The sequence below is a fragment of the Vibrio kasasachensis genome, assembly GCF_050337565.1.
GTDB classification, from domain to species: Bacteria; Pseudomonadota; Gammaproteobacteria; order Enterobacterales; family Vibrionaceae; genus Vibrio; species Vibrio kasasachensis.
Map to the genome: position 1 here is coordinate 55,112 of NZ_JAKJTB010000016.1, position 18,690 is coordinate 73,801.

An 18,690-nucleotide genomic window follows, 5' to 3' on the forward strand; every position below is an offset into this window, starting at 1 on the left:
CCCTCGTTAGATTTGTTTTCAGCAATAAAAAATCAGCTTGGTTAAGCTGGCTTAGATATCATACGGATAGGACTAATACACAGTGTCGATTAACACCTGATTTTCAACCATCCACTTAATTTTATCTCGGAGGCTTAATTGCAAAGCAACATCAACCGCCTTAGAGGAGTCTAATTCAAACTGCCACGCAAACACGATTTCCCATTGGTTTTCGTTGTGAGTTCGTATTTCCAAATCACTGCCTTCAATCAACCAAACCTCATCGCCTTGACGAAGCAAAACACTGCTCACTGCTAAATCCGCAGGTAATGGTTGTGATGATTCTAAATAGAGTGCCCCGTGTAGATTCTGCTCTTGCAACTCCCCAATCGTTGGCATTTTATTCAACCAAAGGTTACTGCTTAATTGCACTTGAGCATTATCAATGACGATTTTCTCGTCTTGCTCCCAAGCAACTTGCGGAGAAGCACATCCTGCTAACAACGCCAGAGCCAGTGAGACAAATGCGATTCTTTTCATATTATTACCTCTGTGCTAGCCACTCTTTTAGTATTTGAATATCACTTTGATACTCACGCTTAATTTCATCAACCCAATCATCGATATTCTCCCACCAAGCTGGTTGATCTGGAGATTGTGCTTTCTGAGCGACCATTTGAATATGCTTTAGGCCAATCGACCCCGCCGCACCTTTGATCTTATGTGCTTCTGACACTATGCCTTCTTGATCTTTAGCAATCATATTGGAATCAAGCAGTTCGATATAATCAGGCATCATCTCTTCGAACATGGTGATACTTTCTAGCACTGGCTTAGCGCCAACAATACCAACATAAGACTCCAACATGGTCAGATCTAATACGCTGTGATAAACCTCTTCACTATCCACTACTGGTGCCGCAGGTTCTGGCAAATGTGGCAATGGCTCTAAAGGCTCGCAACTACTAAACAAAGCGATGATTTCTTGGACAGCCAGCACAGATAAAGGTTTGCTGATAGCTTCATCCATACCTTGCTCATAATATTCTTGCTTGTTCTTGATGATATTCGCCGTTAACGCCACCAGAGGCGGTAGCTGTGGATAATGCTCTCGATAATAAATTGCCACATCGAAACCTGTCATATCGGGTAGCTGAATATCAAGGAAAACCAAATCATATAATTCTGGATCAAACATATCGATGGCTTCTTGCCCCGTCATCGCCACGGTCACTTCATGCCCCATGCTCTCTAGTAAAGAGCGAGCCACGGTGATATTCAATTCGATATCTTCCACCATGAATATATTGAGTTGACGTTTGGATGGCAGCACTTCGACTTTGGAAATCTCGGCGGCTTGCGCTACTGGAACACAAATGGTCACAGTAAAGTTGCTACCAAAACCTTCTTCACTGCTTACTGTGATATCACCATGCATCATTTCAATTAACTGCTTAGAAACCGCTAAACCGATACCAGTACCAACCGCATGAAGGTTATCTTTCTCCGATTTCACTTGGTAATACATCGCAAAAATCTTGTCTAATTCAGACTCTGGAATACCAACACCAGAATCTTCCACTTCTAGAGTAATATGAGCAAGCCCGTCTTCGATCGATGAACTAACCGACAATATCACCCCACCTTCTTTGGTGAATTTCATGGCGTTACTGATCAAATTCCACAAAACTTGGCGTAAACGAGTTGCGTCAGCACTGATCGCCGTTGGCAAATCATTCAAACGCTCTAGGTCAAATCTCAGCCCTTTCTGCTCAGCCATCAAGGCTGCAATACTCTCAATCTCAACAACAAACTCTTCAAAGTTAAGCGGAGCAGGATAAAGCTCCAACTTACGGCGATTGAATTTATCCATATCAATAATGTCATTAAATATATTGCCCAACGTAATGGCGCTGACATTAATTGTTTGCATGTGTTTGCGCTGTTCATCGGTCATTGGAGTATCAAGCAGCATGCGACTCAAACCAACAATGCCATTAAGTGGTGTTCTAAGCTCGTGACTAATAGTGGAAATAAATGTGGTTTTGTCTCGGCTAGCTTTCTCTAATGACTCTTCATGGCGTTTACGTTCTGTAATATCACGACCAAAGCCAACCAAACCTAGATGGCGACCTTCTTTGCTATAGAAAGGAACTTTGCGTAGTTCAAAATAAATCTTTCTTCCATCTGGGTATTCAAGCCACTGCTCATAGGTGATGGCTTGATTGTCAGCGAAGACCTCTTCATCGGTCTCTACAATTTGTTGAGCCACTTCTTTGCTATAAACCTCCCACGGAGTCAAACCGACCAGCTGAGATTCATTTTTCCCAGTCAGCTCCTCCATCGCACGGTTGCAGCCAGAGAAGAGACCTTCAGCGTTTCGGTAATAGATCAGATCAGGGGATGCATCAATAAAAGAACGCAATAGTGCGGTGCGCTCAGCTAACTCCATTTGAGTACGTTCACGTTGATAAACCTCATTTTCGAGATCTTTCATCGCTTCTTCTCGCGCTTCTTCCGCTTTTACTCGATCTTCAATCTCTTTATTAAGTTTTTCTATATTTGATTGCAATTGCTGATTGAGTTCTTGATCACGTGAGCGCATTACTTTGAGTTTGGATACAAGTTTTGAGAGTCTTTGGCGAGATTCTTCCAATTGGTCGACAACGACCGAGAGAAAGTACACAGCCCAAGGGGTGATAACTAAGCCAAAGAAAACTGAACGAACAATATCAATATCGTCAACATGCCCACTAAGAAACAAAGTAATGCCGACTTGCACAACGACAGCGACAGAGATCAGTGCCAGAGCCAGAAGTATAGAGAAACGCAAAATACCAAGTTTGACGAGCAAGTCGACATAGTATTGAGCAAGGTTCTTGATGGGTTTCATTGAGCGCTCCAAGCGAGAAAAGGCAGCAGCCATCGCCACGATTTTAAGCTGCTAAATTTAGAATAATAAGTGACGACTTATCGAGATATATTACCTTCTTTAACAAAGCACAGCTAAGAAATCCCCACACGCAATAAGCTTAATTACCGGATGTGTGATGTATGCTGGTTTGATTACGACCATTTGCTTTTGCTTGATACAACGCGCTATCCGCTAGTGCAACCAAAGTTTCTGCACTGTGTTCTGGTTTGGGTATCAAGGATGCCACACCAATACTAACCGTGATATGGGCACTGGTCTCGGACCCTTTATGCGGAATCGCCATTCTGATCACTTCAGCATGAATGCGTTGTGCCAAAACTTCTGCGCCCTGAACCGTGGTATTTGGCAATAAAAACGCAAACTCCTCACCACCATAACGAGCAACGCAATCACTTGAACGAGTAATCACACTTTTAAATGCTTGAGCGACACTAATCAGAGCTTCATCACCTTTTTGATGCCCATATAGATCATTAAAACCTTTAAAGTAATCTATATCGCACAGCATAATAGCCAGAGGTTGCTGTTCTCGGTTATGTATATGCCACAATAGATCCAACTGTTCATCAAAACGACGACGATTAGAGATTTGAGTTAATCCATCGATAAAGCTTAATCGTTCCAGTTCTTGGTTCGCTTCTTCAAGTTTTTGTGCCGCGAGATATCTTTCAGAAACATCTCTTGCCATGACCAAAACAGCGTTAGTACCCGATGCAGGATCACGAAATGGAGATTTAACAACGTCGTACCAAGTGGTTTCACCATTGCTATGAATAACCTGATCAACATAACGTAGAGATTCGTTTTCATTCAACACTCGAGTGTCGCTTTCAACGAAACGTTGGTGAGCATCACTAGGAATGACATCTTGTAATCTATGACCAATAAGATCATTTACGTCAGAGATCCCGAGCGTTTTAACGAAAGGTCCATTACACGCTTGGTAAACCATATTTTCGTTAAAGATACCAATTGAGTCTGGGCTTGCTTCTAGAATATTTTGAAGAATCGTGTCTCGTTGAGCCAATGCGACTTCGGTATCCCGTCGTTTGTCCATTTCGTCACGGAGGTTACGTTGAATATCATGCCAATCTGTTACGTCGTGGCTTATCCCCAACATTCCTAGAGGCTCGCCTTGTGGTGACATCAATAAACGTTGATGTGTTTCAAGTAAACAACTTCGCCCCAACAAATCAACCGTCCAATGACGGTGAGAGGCTCGACCTTTTATCACGCCAGTAATTTCATTCATCCCTTCATCAACACGATCCCCCCAAAAACGATCAAATGCTCGATTAGTAAAGAGCTTTTCACCATTTTGACCTTTGACAAAAATCAGTTCAGATAAGTTTTCAAACGCACTCTTAATCACCGACAAGGAATGGACTTGCTCCATCACTTCATCAACACTTGGCTGATAAGGAGTCACATAGAAAAACCAGCAAGGTTTACCACGGTATTTGGTTGGGCGTCCTGATACTTCAACTTGTATCGTTTTATTGACTGAAAGTGGCCAATCAAATCGATAAACAGCAGAGTTATTAGTGGAAAAATAATCCATTAGATCAAGGATAAAAGATTGTTTGAGTGTAGCTGGAAGTAGGTAATAGCGCCCAACTCGGCGCACGCCCAATATACGCGTAGCAACCGAATTGGATATTAATAAATTGCCCGACTTGCTCTCCACCAACATCATAGGTAGCGGTGCGTCTTCAATAAGTCTTTTGATCTGTCGATGAAAGCGAAGGTATAACTGACTCATTACTACTAGAAGAACAACAGCAATGAGCAGTTCGAATCCATGAAGATGGACAGATTCAAATATCCAACTTTCCGACTTATCAATCATACAGGCTTATTATCTCTGGCTTTATGTGCGCTAAAAGATAGCAGTTTTTATAAAATATATCTTAACAAATCATGGCTTAGTGTAATGAAACGTTTTATCGGTCAATGAACCTTGAGCACCATCGCGATTTAATGCTCGACCTATGTCAGTCATAGCTAACCAGCGATTCTCACACCATAGCGGTGAGAGTAATGTCGGGCGTCGTGCAGCTGAAGAAACTCGATGATAAATCACATCTGGCGGAGTCATGCGAATCAACTCACTAGCAATACTCACATATTCTTCTAATTTAGGCGCTTCAAGTTTTCCCGCACGCCATGCTTTCGCCATAGTGCTACCTTCCACTATATGTAGACCATGCAACTTAATACCGTCAGTGCCTACCGCAAGAACTTGCTGCATAGTGCGAATGTTATCTTCACGGGTTTCGCGAGGTAAGCCAACAATAAGATGAGTACATACTTTAATACCCATTTCACGTGCTCGTTTGGTGATTTCAGCATAACACTCAAAATCATGACCACGGTTGATTCGTTTAAGCGTATCATTGTTGGCAGTTTGCAGACCAAGCTCAAGCCATATTTCATAACCTTGCGCAGCATAACTAGAAAGAAGATCTAATACCGCATCAGGTACACAATCGGGACGAGTACCTACGCATAAACCAACAATATCAGCGGCTTTCAATGCCTCTTCATACATGTTCTTAAGAACCTGCACTTCGGCATAGGTACTAGTATAAGCTTGAAAGTAGGCTAAATACTTTTTAGCGCGCTTAATTTCTCCAGCACGGTCGCTCAGTTGCGCCTGAATACTTTTAATTTGAGTGTCTTCGTCAACAAATGAAGCTACATTGCAGAAAGTGCAGCCACCACGACCAATCGTACCATCGCGATTTGGGCAGCTAAATCCTCCATGCAAGGTTAACTTATGTACCTTCTCTCCATAACGACGATGTAAATCTTGACCAATAGTATTGACCAGTTCATGTAATTGCATCTTTAACCACAATGAGAATGTAAATCATTAAGATTTGTGTAATAAAATTACACAAATCTCGTGTTTTTTAGTGCCTGCGATCTAACCAGAACTACTAATTTGATCCCTATCACAAATCAATAAACATTCAAAAAAACGTGCTTCAAGCTGAAATTTAGGCAAAAAATGAACATAAAACCTATTTAACTCCCGAAAAAATTGCATAACAAGGCTGAGTTTTGATTGCATTTTGGTCCGAGTAAATTGTAGGATACTTACAGATCTCACTTGCTAAGCGTTATCACTAAATACAAAATAATCGGCAAGGAAATCGGTGATATACACATCCCACCTATATAAATCACTACAAAAGTGATGCTGTTAAATGGATATCACCAAGGATTATCTTTCTCACAACATTTTTCCAGTGAGAAAAGAAGGGAGTCAAACCTGAACAACCTCGCTCAGGTGCGAATCAAACTATAAAAGGAAGTGACGCGCGATTAAGTTCGCTTAATAACAGTGCGTCCAAATTAGATTGGAAGGATGTATCTATGGTAGATAGAGAGCAGAGCACCCAAGGTCTGTATACTCCTGAATTGGAACACGACGCTTGTGGTATCGGTTTTGTTGCTCACCTAAAAAACCGTAAATCTCACGCAGTTGTTACGCAGGCCCTTGATATGCTTGCACGCATGGAGCACCGTGGCGGTCAAGGTTGTGATCCTTGCAGCGGTGATGGTGCAGGTATTCTACTTCAAAAACCTCATGAATTTCTTTTAGAAGAAGCGGTAAAGCTTGGTATCAAGCTACCTTCTTTTGAAAAATATGGTGTGGGTGTGGTTCTTTTTCCAAAAGAGCAACACAAAAGAGAACAATGTCGAGATATTTTAGAGCGCAACGCAAAACGCCTTGATCTTGAAGTCATCGGTTATCGTGTACTACCAACCGACAATTCAATGATCGGCGAAGACCCGCTAAGTACAGAGCCTCAATTCGAACATGTCTTTATTACTGGTGGCCCGAGCATGTCACCTGAAGAGCTTGAGCGTAAGTTGTATGTACTTCGTAACTACACCGTTCGTGTTTGTTTAGAAAGCGTGTCGAACATTGGCGATGATTTCTACATCAACTCAATGTCGTACAAAACCTTGGTATATAAAGGGCAGTTAACAACTGAGCAAGTACCTCAGTACTTCTTAGATCTACAAAACCCAACCATGGTAACGGCGCTGGCATTAGTTCACTCACGCTTCTCAACCAACACTTTCCCGAAATGGCGTTTAGCACAACCTTTCCGTTATATTGCACACAACGGTGAAATCAATACCGTTCGTGGTAACTTAAACTGGATGAAAGCGCGTGAGGCAATTCTGGAATCAGAGTTGTTCTCTCAAGCCGAAATCGACATGCTTCTGCCTATCTGTCAAGAAGGCAGCTCCGACTCATCTAACTTTGACATGGCACTAGAATTGCTCGTTCTTTCAGGACGCAGCCTGCCACATGCCTTAATGATGATGATTCCTGAAGCATGGCAAGAAAACAAAAACATGGAAGCTAAGCGTCGCGCGTTTTATCAATACCATGCGAACGTTATGGAACCATGGGATGGACCTGCCTCAGTTTGTTTCACCGATGGTGTTCAAGTTGGTGCGACACTAGACCGAAACGGTCTGCGTCCTTCTCGCTACACAGTAACCAAAGATGACTTCTTGGTAATGGCGTCAGAGTCAGGCGTGGTTGATATTGCCCCTGAAAATGTCGAATTCCGCGGGCGTCTGCAACCTGGTCGCATCTTCGTCGCCGACCTAGAGCAAGGTCGAATCATTTCTGATGAAGAAGTAAAAGATTCTATCGCAACATCACAGCCTTACGAGAAGTGGGTGGAAGAAAACCTACTGAGTTTGAATAAGCTGCCTGATGCAAGCAACCAGTTCAGCCAGCCATCTCCAGAGCGCCTATTACATCGTCAACAAGCGTTTGGTGTAAGCTCTGAGGAAGTAAACGAAGTCATCGTACCGATGGCTAACGATGGTAAAGAGCCACTTTCGGCCATGGGTGCTGACTGGCCTCTAGCAGTCCTATCTCATCAATCGCAACATCTATCGAACTACTTTAAGCAGCTGTTTGCTCAAGTAACCAACCCACCGATCGATCCGATCCGTGAGCGTATGGTTATGTCGCTGAACACCTACCTAGGTAAAGATCAAAACCTACTCACCGAAACACCGCTTCACTGTCAAAAAGTTGAGTTGGAATCACCAGTACTTGCTAACGCTGAACTTGAAAAACTGCGAGCTATCGATAACGAGCACCTACAAGCTAAGACGCTAGATATCGTATTCCAAGCCAATGAAGATCAAGGCAAGCTTGAGCGAGCGCTGAAACGTATTTGCCAGTACGCGGAAGACGCTGTGATTGATGGTTACTCAATCATCCTTCTGACTGACCGTGCAGTAAACTCAAACCACGCAGCAATCCCTGCGATGCTGGCTGTTGGTGCTGTACATCACCACTTAATCCGTAAAGGTCTACGTGCTAAATGTGACATCGTTGTCGAAACGGCAGATGCACGTGAAACGCACCACTTTGCAACCTTACTTGGTTACGGTGCAAACGCAGTAAACCCTTACCTAGTGACCGAAACGATAGTTGAGCTTCAACGTATTAAAAAGTTAGATCCTAAAGCAAATCCACGCGATTTGTTTAACAACTATCGAAATGCAGTGAATGGCGGTCTACTTAAGATTTTCTCAAAGATGGGTATTTCAACCCTGCAGTCATATCATGGCGCTCAGATTTTTGAAGCACTTGGCATTCACAAATCTGTGGTTGATAAATACTTCACCGGTACCGTTTCACGAATTCAAGGTTTAACCCTTGATGATATCGCTAAAGAAGTGTTGGTGCGTCACCGTATTGGCTACCCTCAACGCGAGATCCCTGCACAAATACTTGATGTTGGCGGTGTTTACCAATGGAAACAGCGTGGTGAGAAACACTTATTTAATCCTGAGACCATCTCGCTACTACAAGAGTCAACACGTAATAAAGACTACTCGCAATTCAAACAGTATGCAGCAGCGGTTGATAAGCAAGGTGATAACGCGGTTACGCTGCGTAGCCAGCTTGAATTTATCAAAAACCCTGCCGGTTCAATTTCGCTAGACGAAGTTGAATCAATTGATAGCATCGTTAAGCGTTTTGCGACTGGTGCAATGTCGTTTGGTTCTATTTCTCACGAAGCACACTCGACACTGGCTGTTGCGATGAACCGTCTAGGCGGAAAATCGAACTCAGGTGAAGGTGGTGAAGACCCAGCCCGTTTCGAACGCAAAGAAAACGGTGATTGGGAACGTAGTGCCATCAAGCAGGTTGCTTCAGGTCGCTTCGGTGTTACCTCTTATTACCTAACCAACGCAGACGAGCTTCAAATTAAGATGGCTCAAGGCGCGAAACCAGGTGAAGGTGGTCAGCTACCAGGCGATAAGGTCGATGACTGGATCGGGGCAACGCGTCACTCTACTCCAGGAGTAGGTCTAATTTCACCACCACCACATCACGATATATACTCAATCGAAGATTTGGCTCAGCTAATCTACGATCTGAAGAACGCTAACCGCGCAGGTCGCGTCAACGTTAAGCTAGTATCGGAAGCAGGTGTTGGTACCATCGCATCGGGTGTAGCGAAAGCAAAAGCCGATGTTGTACTTATCGCTGGCTTCGATGGCGGTACAGGGGCCTCGCCACTGTCTTCAATTCGCCACACTGGTCTCCCTTGGGAACTTGGTCTGGCTGAGACTCACCAAACGCTTCTGAAAAACGGTCTACGTAATCGTATCGTTGTTCAAGCTGATGGTCAGATGAAGACACCTCGCGACCTCGCTGTTGCCACTCTGCTGGGTGCGGAAGAATGGGGTGTGGCAACCGCAGCTCTTGTGGTTGAAGGCTGTATCATGATGCGTAAGTGTCACAAGAACACTTGCCCGGTTGGTATCGCGACACAAAACAAAACTCTACGCGAACGCTTCGATGGTCGTGTAGAAGACGTTGTAACCTTCTTCCAGTACATGGCTGAAGGTCTACGCGAAATCATGGCTGAACTCGGATTCCGCACTATTGAGGAAATGATAGGTCAAGGTCAGAAGCTTAAAATTCGCCAAGACATATCACATTGGAAATATAAGAATCTCGATCTATCACCTGTTCTACATGTTGAAAATGCTCGTGAAGCTGACGGCGTATTCTGTCAAACACAGCAAAATCACAATCTAGAATCGATACTCGATCGTAAACTGATTCAAGCTGCAATTCCTGCTTTAGAGAAAGGTGAATCGGTCAACGCTGAATTCCCAATCGTTAACACAGACCGCTCAGCCGGTACTATGTTGTCGAATGAAATCTCGAAAGTGTATAAAGACCAAGGTCTACCAAAACCAATGAATGTTAAATTCAATGGTTCTGCGGGCCAGTCGTTTGGTGCTTTCCTTGCTAAGGGCGTGAAGTTCGAAGTAGAAGGCGATGCTAACGATTACTGGGGTAAAGGTCTCTCAGGCGGTACGCTTGTGCTTTATCCTGATGCTAAATCAAGCATAGTGCCAGAAGATAACATTGTGGTTGGTAACGTTTGTTTCTATGGTGCAACTTCAGGCGAATCTTTCATTCGCGGTCTAGCAGGCGAACGCTTCTGTGTTCGTAACTCTGGTGCGAAAGTCGTTGTTGAAGGTGTCGGTGATCATGGTTGTGAGTACATGACAGGCGGCGCTGCCATTATCCTTGGCTCTACAGGTCGTAATTTTGCCGCTGGTATGAGTGGTGGTGTAGCTTACGTTTGGGACAAATCAGGCGACTTTGAGTCAAAACTGAACCCTGAACTTGTTGACTTAGACCCTATCGAGCAAGAAGACAAAGACCTACTACTCGACATGCTAACCAAGCATGTTCAGTTCACAGGAAGTGAAGTGGCTCAATCATTCCTAAACAATTTTGAAGCAAGCTTAGAGAGCATGGTGAAAGTTATGCCACGTGATTACAAAGCAGTGCTTCAAAAACGTAAGGCTGAGGCACAACAAAAAGAAGCGGAGGCAGTGTAATGGGTAAGCCTACTGGATTTTTAGAGCATGGTCGTGAACTCCCGCAGAAAATCGACCCAGCAAAACGTATCAAGAACAACAAAGAGTTCGTTCTAAACGAGGAGTTTGGCAGCAAAATTAATGACCAAGCCTCTCGTTGTATGGACTGTGGCGTGCCGTTTTGTCATAACGGCTGCCCAATTGGCAATATCATCCCAGAGTTTAACGATGCGGTGTATCGTGATAGCTGGGAAGAAGCTTGGAATATTCTTAGCTCGACTAACAACTTCCCAGAATTTACTGGTCGTGTTTGCCCAGCTCCTTGTGAAAGCTCTTGTGTATTGGGTATCAATCAAGATCCAATCACCATTTGTAATATTGAGAAAACCATCGTAGAAACAGCGTATCGTGAAGGATACGCTAAGCCAAAAACACCACGCTCTCGCAGTGGAAAAACGGTCGCTATTATTGGTTCCGGTCCTGCTGGTCTTTCAGCGGCAGAGCAACTCAACAGCGCAGGTCACTCTGTGACAGTTTTCGAGCGTGATGAGAAGGTGGGTGGTCTACTGCGCTTTGGTATCCCTGATTTCAAGCTTGGTATGGATGTCATCGATCGTAAGATCAACCTAATGACGGAAGCGGGTATCGAATTTAGAGTAAACCAACACATAGGCGTAGACGTTAACGCACAACAGTTACGTCAAGAGTTTGATGTGGTTCTACTGACAGGCGGCTCTACTGTACCTCGTGATCTACCCGTACCCGGTCGAGAGCTAAACGGTGTTTATTTTGCGATGCAATTCTTAGCACAAAACAACCGTCGTGCTAACTATATGGATCTTAAAACAGAAGAGATCCACGCAAAAGGTAAACATGTTGTGGTTATAGGTGGTGGTGATACTGGCTCTGACTGTGTCGGTACTTCTAACCGCCATGGTGCGGCAAGCATCACTCAGGTAGAAATAATGCCTATCCCGCCAGAGCTACGCCCTGTAAACATGCCTTGGCCTCAATACCCAATGATTATGCGTACTTCTACTTCTCACGAAGAAGGAGTTGGTCGTCACTGGAACATCCTAACCAAAGAGTTTGTCAGTAACGACAAAGGCGAAGTCACTGGTCTGCGCCTTGCTGATATCGTATGGGATGAACCTAAAGCAGGCGAACGTCCTAACTTCAAAGAAGTTGAAGGTAGTGAACGAGTCATTCCTTGTGATATGGCATTCCTCGCAATGGGCTTCCTTCACCCTGAACCTCACGGTGTATTGGCTCAACTAGATGTAGCGCTGGATGAACGCGGCAACGTCGCAACTCAAGGTTTTGCCACCAGTCAGCCGGGTGTATTTGCCGCAGGCGACATGCGCACTGGTCAATCATTAGTTGTACGTTGTATCAATGAAGGTCGTGAAAGCGCTCGAGCTATCGATGAGTACTTAATGGGCGGTACCAACCTAGAAGCGAAAGCAAGCTCCTTAATGCTTTCGGCTTAAAAGCATTACGCGAGAAGCGACCGTTTCTCGCCGATGTTCCTTCCATCTAAATTTGACCAGCCTTGTGCTGGTCTTTTTTTGCCCATGATTCAACACTTGTACGAAACCTTCTCTTCCTTTCTATACTATTGGATATCACGAACAGATTGACTATAGGCACCGATAGAGTGAATACTCAAATCCCCCTCCCCTTAAATAATGGAAACAGTGATGAAAGCTCCCCTCGCAATTTTAACCGCGGCACTCATGCTTTCAGGATGTAGCCAAGGAGAAAGAACAATGGCAAAAAAAATCGATCAACCTTGCGCCGATAAACCAAACTGTGTTTCAACCCTCGATACGCGAGAAGAATTTCAAATAGCACCTTTCAGGCTCAAACCTCATGTCACAATTGAAGAAGTAGAAACAGCAGCACTAGCATTACCAGGTGCAAAAACTGCCGCTCAAGATAACAACTACTTACGAATTGAGTGCACGAGTAAAATCATGAAATTTGTCGATGATCTCGAACTTAAAATTGAAGGTAGCCAATTAATTGTTCGCTCAGAATCAAGAGTTGGGTACTCAGATTTTGGCGTTAATCGTAAGCGTTCAGAGCAATTAAGGACCCAACTGACTGCTGCGGGTTTATTGGAAATTTAAGCTTTTTCCCACTAGGCTTTGCTAATACCAATGAGGGAATCAGAATAAAAAAACAACAATAACTCATTAACAACTTCGCTAACAACGTCTGATTTTTAGGCGATCTTAATCACACAATGCTTGCGATTAACCATTGCACATGATAATTATTATTGCTCACACAAGGGTAATGGGAAGCATTCCCAATTGAGTGGACAGCTAATAATGGCACTGTAGTGAGAAAAGCCAATGGATCCGGCAGTAGGAATACTGCTAGCAATCAAGGAAAAGATCGAATGAATCAGGAATGTCGCTCGCTGTTTGATCGCGAGCTTGAGCACTCAAGTTGTGGAGTGGGGTTCATCACAGATAAAACGGGCGAACAGACTCATCAACTTATCACTCTTGCACACCAAGCACTTTGCAGCATCCCTCACCGTGGTGGGATGAATGCCGAAGGTATTGGCGACGGTGCTGGTGTTAACATTGATCTATCAGCAAGTTTTTATCGGCACTTATTAGATAGACCGCAATTACAGTTGGGAGAATTCGGTGTCGCTAACTTCTTCTTCCCTTATAACACTAAGCAATTTGAACATGCCAATATACTAATAGAAGAGACTCTTAAAGAGTATCGGCTATTACTTGAACTATGCCGTGAAATTCCGGTAAATAGAGAAGCTGTCAATCCCGCATCTCTACAAGTACAGCAAACCATTCATCAATACATTTTTATTAATGCTGACGCTTCTCGCGATACTGCAACCTTCGAGCATGATATTAATTTAGCACTCAATAAACTAGAATCGATTGGTTTTACGGATGATAGCTTGCATGGGTTTTATCCATTATCGATGAGCTCCAAAACCCAAGTCTATAAAGGTCGGCTAAATTCTTGGGAGGTGATGCCATATTTTTCCGACTTAACTCATCCCAAACACCAAATTACAACACTGTTTTTCCATACGCGCTTCTCCACCAATACAGCACCCGCCACGATGATGGCGCAGCCTTTTCGTCGAATGGCACACAATGGTGAGCTCAATACCGATAAGAAAAACCGTTTAAGTGAAGATGCGATTGCTCATCAACAACACAAGCAAGTCGTTTTTCCTAAAGGACAGTCCGACTCTGCTAGGTTAGATCAAACCTTAGCCCGTCGTATTATTGAAGACAATATGGATATCGTGACAGCAGTGATTGCGATGATGCCACCAGCTTGGGAAAACGATGCTCAACTATCTCCTAATGTAAAAGCAATGCTGGAATACTTCAGCTTATCTGAAGAAAAAAATGATGGTCCTGCTGCCCTCATATTCTCTGATGGGAAAAAAGTCGGTGCTCGCTTAGACCGCTTGGGTTTACGACCTCTGCGTAGTGTTGAAACCTCTCGTTATTTAGCAGTAATGAGTGAAGCAGGTCAGATCGACTTCGATGCCAAGGACGTAACCCGCTTTGGTCGTATTCAGGCGGGCGGTATGATTTATTTTGACCACGCAACAGGTCAAAGCTACCAAACTGACGAGATCCTCGAGCATCTTGCACAGCAACGCAACTACCCAGCTCTATTAGCATCCGCTCGATTTACTCTACAAGATCTGCCTGATGCCTCTCTTGAGAAAGTGATCAATAACAACACTTTTAGTGCTTACAGTCGCCACGTTGCTTACTCACTAAACCAAGAAAGCTTTAAGTTCTTTCTTGACCCTATGCTTGAATCTGGTGCTGAGAAAATTTCAGCTATGGGCTTTGGGCTTGCACCAAATGTACTAACAGACGAAGAAGGAGGCATGTCTAAATACTTCAGCCAACGTTTTGCTCAGGTAACAAATCCACCGCTTGATTCATTACGTGAATCCGATGGCATGACATTACGTGTCGCCTTGGGTGCTAAACCAACTTTTAGCCAGAAAGCGACACTTCAATTAGTATTGAATTCTCCAATACTACAGCCGCAACAACTTGAGCAGATCTTTGCTCAAGATCGGATTAAAGTTTCACTCATTGACACCCTTTTCACGCCAACCATCAATAATCGATCTGACAATACGAAACGCGTTAAGAAAGCACTGGCATTGATATGCCAACAGGCGGAAGAAGCTGCAGTCAACGGGAGCGGCATTATCGTATTGAGTGATAAGCTCATCGCCAACAACCAAGCCGCACTACCAGCAATACTGGTCACAGCTGCCGTAAATCAACACTTGATAAAACGCGGACATCGATTTGATACAAGTCTGATTTATCAAACCGGTCAAGCCGCAAGTAGCCATGACATAGCCTGCTTACTCGGTTTCGGTGTCTCGGCTATTTGTCCGCTATCTGTGTACTATCGAGCGCAAACACTGGCAAACAATCAAAGCACTGAAGTGGGGCTTAACAACTTTCAAAAAGCCTGTGAAAAATCATTAATGAAGACAATGGGTAAATTTGGTCTTTGTACTGCTGAAAGCTATATCGGTGGAGAGTTCTTTGAATCAAGCTTCATTGATACCGACTCATCATGCTTGAGAGATTATTTCCCAAATATCGCCTCTCCCGTAGGCGGAGCTCGATTAGATGATATTGCGTGGAGTGCAGCCAAATGGCATTTCAAAGCTCTCGCAATAAACGAAGAGAACCAAATCCCTCTATTAGGTTTATTTAAAGAACGCCAAGATGGTGCTGGGCATAGTTTTGGTAACACCGCGGTACGTGAATACATTAACATGACGCAAGAGCCTGTGAGTTATGTTGACTCGCTTGCCGAAACGAAAGCGCTCGAATCTACCGTCGTTCAAGAACAGGATCTTGCCTATAAACAAAATGGCTATGACAAGCTATCAGCCAAGCAGATGGACGCGTTCCAAATAACCCCAGCTTATCGAACCTTTGCCAATAACCTCTACCAAGAGCGAGAAATTCGCCCAGCAACATTGCGCGATATTTTATTGCTGCCACTCGATTTCAGCCGCGCTTCTAGTCAGGCTGAATTCATTCAGCTGTTAGAACGCTACCACTTTGATGGCAATATCGACTACCTTTGGCGCGGACTACGCGTTGAAAAGCAATCACAACACTTCATTTTAACTCTTGATAAATCAAAGCACCTCCATCTGCTTAAACAAGCAATTGGGTTAGTGTGGGCAGAAAAGGTTGAACAATTATCTATTGAGAATAATTCTTTAAAATTAATTGTCACACCTGAGTTGGCAAACTTCTTTGAACGAGTTAAGGCAACACCTAGAACTATTAAACTGGATGACGTCGATGCAGCCCACTTAATTACCCCTTACTTTGCTTCAGGCGCAATGAGCCACGGCGCACTAAACGCCAATGCCCATCAAGCGGTCGCTCAAGGCACCAACATCGCTGGAGCCATGAGTAACTCTGGCGAAGGTGGTGAGCACTCATCACGTTTTAACTCAATTAAATCAAGTAAAATTAAGCAGTTTGCTTCTGGTCGTTTTGGTGTTTGGGTCGGGTACCTTGCTGATCCTCAATTAGAAGAAATTGAGATCAAAATTGCCCAAGGAGCGAAACCCGGTGAAGGTGGTCAGTTACCTTCGCCAAAAGTAACGGTCGAAATAGCCGCCGCTCGCGGTGGCACCCCAGGCGTTGAGTTAGTGAGCCCACCACCACATCACGACACTTATTCTATTGAAGATTTAGGACAGTTGATCCACGACGCAAAAGCGGCGAGAGTTCGAGTAATCGTTAAGCTGGTATCCTCAGAAGGAATTGGCACCATCGCAGTAGGCGTAGCGAAAGCAGGCGCTGATGTCATCAATGTTGCAGGGAATACTGGTGGTACTGGCGCAGCGGCAGTAACCAGCTTAAAAAACACCGGTCGAGCTGCCGAAATTGGGATTGCCGAAGTACACCAAGCTCTAAGTGAAAATGGACTGCGAGACAAAATCACCTTGCGTTGCTCCAATGCCCATCAAACGGGCGTTGATGTTATCAAGTCCGCTATCATGGGTGGGGATTCCTTTGAATTCGGTACCACTGCATTAATGATGCTTAAATGCGTCATGGCGAAAAACTGCAACATCAAGTGCCCTGCTGGTCTAACAACGAACCCTGAGTTATACCAAGGCGATCCTCGCGCATTAGCGCAGTACTTCCTCAACGTTGCCCATGAAACCCGAGAGATACTCGCATCATTAGGTTATCAAAATCTAAGACAAATTCGCGGGAAAACCCAGCTACTGCATCTTGCGAACCACCATAGCATTGTTGGACGATTGGATGTTACCGGGCTGCTTAAGCCAGTTAATTTGGTCAAGATTGCCAGCCCTATTTATTTAGAAGCGGACTTCACTCCAGATGATGCTCTGTTTGAACAACTAATGACGGAATACTTTGAGTCGTCACAACATCAAATAACCCTCGATGTCGGCAAGCTGACTAACCGCAACAAATCGACCGGCGGGCAACTTTCAATTGATATAGAGCGTGCTCTGAACTATCAAGGCTCAGCTCAACATCATCCTAGCGTCCAAACGGCGACAAATGGTCGTCGATTCTTAGATGCTGAATCCATTACCGTCACCAGTTATGGCAGCGCAGGTCAAAGTTACGCGGCGTTTAATAATAGCGGGTTGGTTATGAGGCATATTGGCACCTGCAACGACGGGGTTGGTAAAGGTGCCAGTGGCGGGCATATCGTGGTGTGCTCCCCACTTCCCAACGTTCTCGCCCAAGGCAATAATGTCCTTATCGGCAACTTTGCGCTATTTGGCGCGACGGGCGGTCAAACCTTTATTGAAGGTGAGGCTGGCGACCGCTTTGCTGTGCGAAACTCTGGTGCAGTTGCGATTGTCGAAGGTGTCGGTGATTTCTGCTGTGAATACATGACCAATGGTACCGTGATCAACCTTGGTGATTATGGTAAAGGCTTTGGCAATGGCATGTCTGGTGGGGTGGCATTCCAATACGACATCAACGGTCAATTCTCGAACAGTTGCAGTAAAGACTCCGTACTAACCTTGCCGTTGATTGGAAATAATGCGGGTTACGAGGAAGCTCTAAAGTGGCATTTGGAGCAACACACTCGCTTTACTGGCTCAAGCAAAGCCCAACAATTGCTCGATGATTGGTCGACGAGCCGAACACTATTTACTCTTGTTCTACCTCTCGCTTTGACTCAAAGCCAACACCCGGAAAGTATTCTAGCCACCCATTCACGTAAAAAAATGCTAGAAGAGTTGATTCAAGGCGAGGCGAGTCGTCTTATCGAACAAATCCACTTTGCTTACCGTGACAGCCATCCTTTATCCCATGGATTAAGCCCACAATATGGCGAAATGGATAGTGGGCTAATATGCGATTTAATAACTCAAAGTGGCGTACTGCTTCGCGCTCAACATTTAGCGCAACAGCAAGATAATAAAGATGGCACACATAACACTATAATTCGTCGACTGTTTGAGCTTAAAGACAAAAAACTACTTGATACGATAAGTAAAGATGTTAAAGAAGGCATATCTCACTACAAAGACGATGAGCTTGCGCTGTTGCTTGCCAACAAACGAGTGCAAGACTACAAAGCGTCTCTCAGCCGTCGTGATATTTGGGATACTCACTCTCGAGCAACAACGGTGTGGATAATTGCTCGTGAAGCAGAAGTGAAAAAACAACTTGTCGGTATCGACCCTCTGAGCCAACGATTAGCTACGCTTTATTGTCACCTCTTTTCAGATGTTATTAAACAAGATATTGAACAATCAAGCCGGCTTGAAACTGTAAAGAAAAAAGACGCTAAATTAGCCTAAGGAAAGGCGC

At 44.3% G+C, this 18,690-nt stretch carries 8 protein-coding genes; 4 read left to right on the top strand and 4 right to left on the bottom strand.

All coding sequences use genetic code 11. The features are described from left to right. Positions 1 to 72: 72 nt before the first annotated feature. The 4 genes from L4C38_RS13810 to mnmL form a co-directional block, all read right to left on the bottom strand. Positions 73 to 519, bottom strand: coding sequence for a hypothetical protein (locus L4C38_RS13810; RefSeq protein WP_428798141.1), 447 nt, complete (start codon positions 517 to 519; stop codon positions 73 to 75). A gap of 4 nt (positions 520 to 523) precedes the next feature. Continuing rightward, positions 524 to 2,872 (bottom strand): aerobic respiration two-component sensor histidine kinase ArcB, encoded by a 2,349-nt coding sequence (gene arcB / locus L4C38_RS13815; RefSeq protein ID WP_428798142.1) that lies wholly within the window; start codon positions 2,870 to 2,872, stop codon positions 524 to 526. A gap of 139 nt (positions 2,873 to 3,011) precedes the next feature. Then, entirely contained in the window at positions 3,012 to 4,763 is a 1,752-nt protein-coding gene (locus L4C38_RS13820) for a sensor domain-containing diguanylate cyclase (protein WP_428798143.1), read from the bottom strand. Between the two features lie 69 nt (positions 4,764 to 4,832). After that, positions 4,833 to 5,762, bottom strand: a complete 930-nt coding sequence (gene mnmL / locus L4C38_RS13825) for a tRNA modification radical SAM protein MnmL/YtqA (protein ID WP_428798144.1) — start codon at positions 5,760 to 5,762, stop codon at positions 4,833 to 4,835. Positions 5,763 to 6,295: 533 nt separating this feature from the next. Between mnmL and gltB the strand changes: the two genes are divergently transcribed. The 4 genes from gltB to L4C38_RS13845 all read left to right on the top strand — a co-directional run bounded on the left by gltB (position 6,296) and on the right by L4C38_RS13845 (position 18,680). Then, positions 6,296 to 10,834 (top strand): glutamate synthase large subunit, encoded by a 4,539-nt coding sequence (gene gltB, locus L4C38_RS13830; protein ID WP_428798145.1) that lies wholly within the window; start codon positions 6,296 to 6,298, stop codon positions 10,832 to 10,834. Next, positions 10,834 to 12,303, top strand: a complete 1,470-nt coding sequence (locus L4C38_RS13835; protein WP_428798146.1) for a glutamate synthase subunit beta — start codon at positions 10,834 to 10,836, stop codon at positions 12,301 to 12,303. The genes gltB and L4C38_RS13835 overlap by 1 nt, the downstream gene beginning before the upstream one ends. 210 nt (positions 12,304 to 12,513) lie before the next feature. After that, complete coding sequence (locus L4C38_RS13840; protein WP_428798147.1) at positions 12,514 to 12,945, top strand: DUF1499 domain-containing protein; 432 nt, start codon at positions 12,514 to 12,516, stop codon at positions 12,943 to 12,945. Between the two features lie 275 nt (positions 12,946 to 13,220). Beyond that, on the top strand, positions 13,221 to 18,680 hold the full coding sequence (locus L4C38_RS13845; RefSeq protein ID WP_428798148.1) for a glutamate synthase-related protein: 5,460 nt from the start codon (positions 13,221 to 13,223) through the stop codon (positions 18,678 to 18,680). Positions 18,681 to 18,690 lie beyond the last annotated feature (10 nt).